The following is a 2,782-nucleotide window of genomic DNA, read 5'->3' on the forward strand; positions in this document are numbered from 1 at the left end:
GTACCGATCGAACATCGTTTTTGATGATGTTGAAAACGCCCGCAATTTCAACGCCTTGTACGCCGGCATTGTATCCCCCCAGTAGATTGACCGACACTTTATTGACGACCTGTGAACTCAGTCGACCGTGACTACCCAGACCCGGAGTGAGGGCGATTTGGTAGGGTAGATTGACGAAAAAGCGACTCAAGTTCTGACTTTGGGCCCGCAAGCGGCGGGACAGAAAGGTCCGGCCCAGCCAGGTTCGTTCGCCCCGGGAATTCGGATTGATCGTTACCTCGTCGAGCAGGATCGCTTTGGGCTTGATCCGAATGGTTACTTCCTGGTTGGCTGGCAGGGTCAGCGTCGTATCCCCGTACCCAATTTTACTGACCGTGAACGATAAAGGCACACTCCGGTCTTTAACCCGGAGTTTGAAATAGCCCTGGTCGTTACTGACCGTGGCTACAAACCGCGTTTTGTCGTAAATACTAACGAGGTCGGCTTTTTCGCCCGTTTCATCGTCCAGAATATAGCCACTGATGGTCGATTGTCGTTCGACTTTTCCCGGCTGAATGATCAGATAATTACCCGTTTCCTTATACGAAAAGCGATTCCCAAACAACCGCTGCAGGGTATACTGAACGGTCTGGTTGCTCACCTGTAAGGAGACCAGACTGTCGCGGGGGATTAGGTTACTATTGTAGGAAAAATAGAAATCTCCTTTCTCGCCGATGTGTTGAAGCACCTGCGAAAGGGGTTCCCGTTTCACCGTCAGTGAAATTTTTCGAACGAGCAGTTGTTGGGCATGAAGGTCGAAAGTACAGGCGAAAGCACACAGAATGGTTACTAGCCACGCCCTGACAGGAATGGAATGCATGCCGAAAGGTAAGGTCTATTTCAGCAGGAATTGATTTCCCTGCCGTTCAATTTTTAACTGAAGGGTATGAGCAATGATCTCCAGCACGCTTTCCAGCGGCAGTTGCGGCAAGGTAGTAGTAAGGGGTAAGGCTTCCAGTTCCGGCCGGGCAATGCGTATCTGAACACCGTAGGCTTCGTTGATAGTCCGGATGAGCGTTCGGAGGGGCGTCTGCCTGCAAACGAAGGTTTTCGTGTGATAATACGTATCGAGATCGTCGTGGATTTTAAGTTTTTCCGGTTTGCGTTCGTCAGTGGGTACGATTGCTTTTTCCTGCGGGCGTAAGTCGATTCGGTACGGTTGACGACGTACTTCCACGTGACCGGTTTTCACTACAACTTCCGTTTGTGTATCGGTTTGCTTTACGTTAAAGGAAGTGCCCAGTACGCGAACCGTCATGGTATTGACTTCAACGGTAAAGGGGCGAGATGGATCACGTTGTATGGAAAAGAAGGCTTCTCCCGTCAAGTGTACCCGGCGGCGGCGAAAAGTTTTGTCGTAACGCAGTGAGGAGTGCCGATTCAGCGTCACGCTGGAGCCGTCGGGTAGGGTAATCGATTGAGGTTGATTGCCGGATTGAACGCTGAGCAGTTCAGCCGGTGTCATCCACATATACGTTTGCCAGCCGATTCCCAGCATCAGCAAGACAACTGCCGCCCGTATCCAGCCTCGAAAACGGGGGATGGAGCGAATGGATGGTTTTTGAATTCGCTGTTGAAAATGTTCCCAGGCGATCTGCTCATCTACTACGAGTGGTTCATCCGAAGGCTGGCTTTGTTGCCAAATGGTGCGGAACTGGGCGTAATACTGCTGGTGACGATCGCTTTCCCGTAGCCAGGCTTCTACCCGTTTTCGTTCGGGTATACTGGTTTCATGCAGCATGTACTTCACCAGTAAATCGTCCATTTTCGAATCGATTTTCATACAAACAAAGGGGATTGGGGTAACCAGACCAGCAGTCCCAGCAGGGGTAGGTAGTCAGCCAGTTGCTGACGTAAAAAGCGTAGGGCTTTGCCCATCTGGTTTTCAACCGTTTTGACGGGGATTTCCAACAGGTCGGCAATCTGCTGGTACTTCAGCTCCTCTACCCGGCACAGGTGAAAAACGGTCCGGCATTTCTCGGGCAAGTCCCGCAAGGCCTGATTAAGGCGTTCTTCCAACTCCACGAGTTCGAGCGTGTGAGTAGGTTGTTGGGGTCGGTCGTTCAGCTCCCGCTGGGCATATTGCAGGTACGATTGCTCGACCTTGACGTGTTTGAGGTAGTTCAGACTTTCGTGATAAACCGCCCGGTAGAGATAACCCGTAGTAGATTCCCGAATCAGCAGCTTTTTCTCCCACAAGCGGCAGAAGACATTCTGTACCATTTCTTCCGCCATCACGTCGTCTTTCACCAGTGTGTAGGCGTAGGCGTGAAGTTTCTTCACGTGGGTCTTAAAAAGCTGCTCAAATTCCTGCTCAAACGAGACTACTTGCATGGGGCTTACGGCTGATGTCTTCAGTGGCTAGGACAATTCAGTCAGACTTTCCCCTACAGAAATCAAAAATCTTTTTAAAATCGGTACCCATTCGGGCCTTGTATGGGAAGAAAAAAGTCCCGATAGTAAAGATTGGAAAGACGCTTAAAATAACGTTAAATTATACGTTAAAAAAAACGGTACATACTAGAAGGATACCTTAAGCTAGGTTTACTGAAAAGGGCCTTTGATGTTTGGTAAAAGGATTGATTTTTAGATTGTTATTTCGAACTGAAAGCACTAGGAATGCTAGGTTATTACTTTAAAAGCAAGAAGAAATCTTAATCAAAAGAATGGAAGAAGTATGCCTATGAACACACGATCGGAAGCTAAACTTCCGGATCGTATTTCCGTATCGGATCGTCTTACT

At 49.1% G+C, this 2,782-nt stretch carries 3 protein-coding genes; all 3 read right to left on the bottom strand.

The genetic code is table 11. From position 1 onward, the window contains the following. Nucleotides 1–859 (bottom strand): STN and carboxypeptidase regulatory-like domain-containing protein (locus tag BWI97_RS25355; protein ID WP_199182104.1); only part of this gene is annotated, 859 nt, incomplete at its 3' end. 15 nt (nt 860–874) lie between these two features. Further along, nucleotides 875–1,822 (bottom strand): FecR domain-containing protein, encoded by a 948-nt coding sequence (locus BWI97_RS25360; RefSeq protein ID WP_102203309.1) that lies wholly within the window; start codon nt 1,820–1,822, stop codon nt 875–877. Beyond that, the gene (locus BWI97_RS25365; protein ID WP_102203310.1) at nt 1,819–2,373 is read right to left on the bottom strand and encodes an RNA polymerase sigma-70 factor; all 555 of its coding nucleotides are present in this window, start codon (nt 2,371–2,373) and stop codon (nt 1,819–1,821) included. The genes BWI97_RS25360 and BWI97_RS25365 overlap by 4 nt, the downstream gene beginning before the upstream one ends. Between the last annotated feature and the right edge of the window lie 409 nt (nt 2,374–2,782).

Origin of the sequence: Siphonobacter sp. BAB-5405, from assembly GCF_002872335.1 — a bacterium.
GTDB lineage: Bacteria > Bacteroidota > Bacteroidia > Cytophagales > Spirosomataceae > Siphonobacter.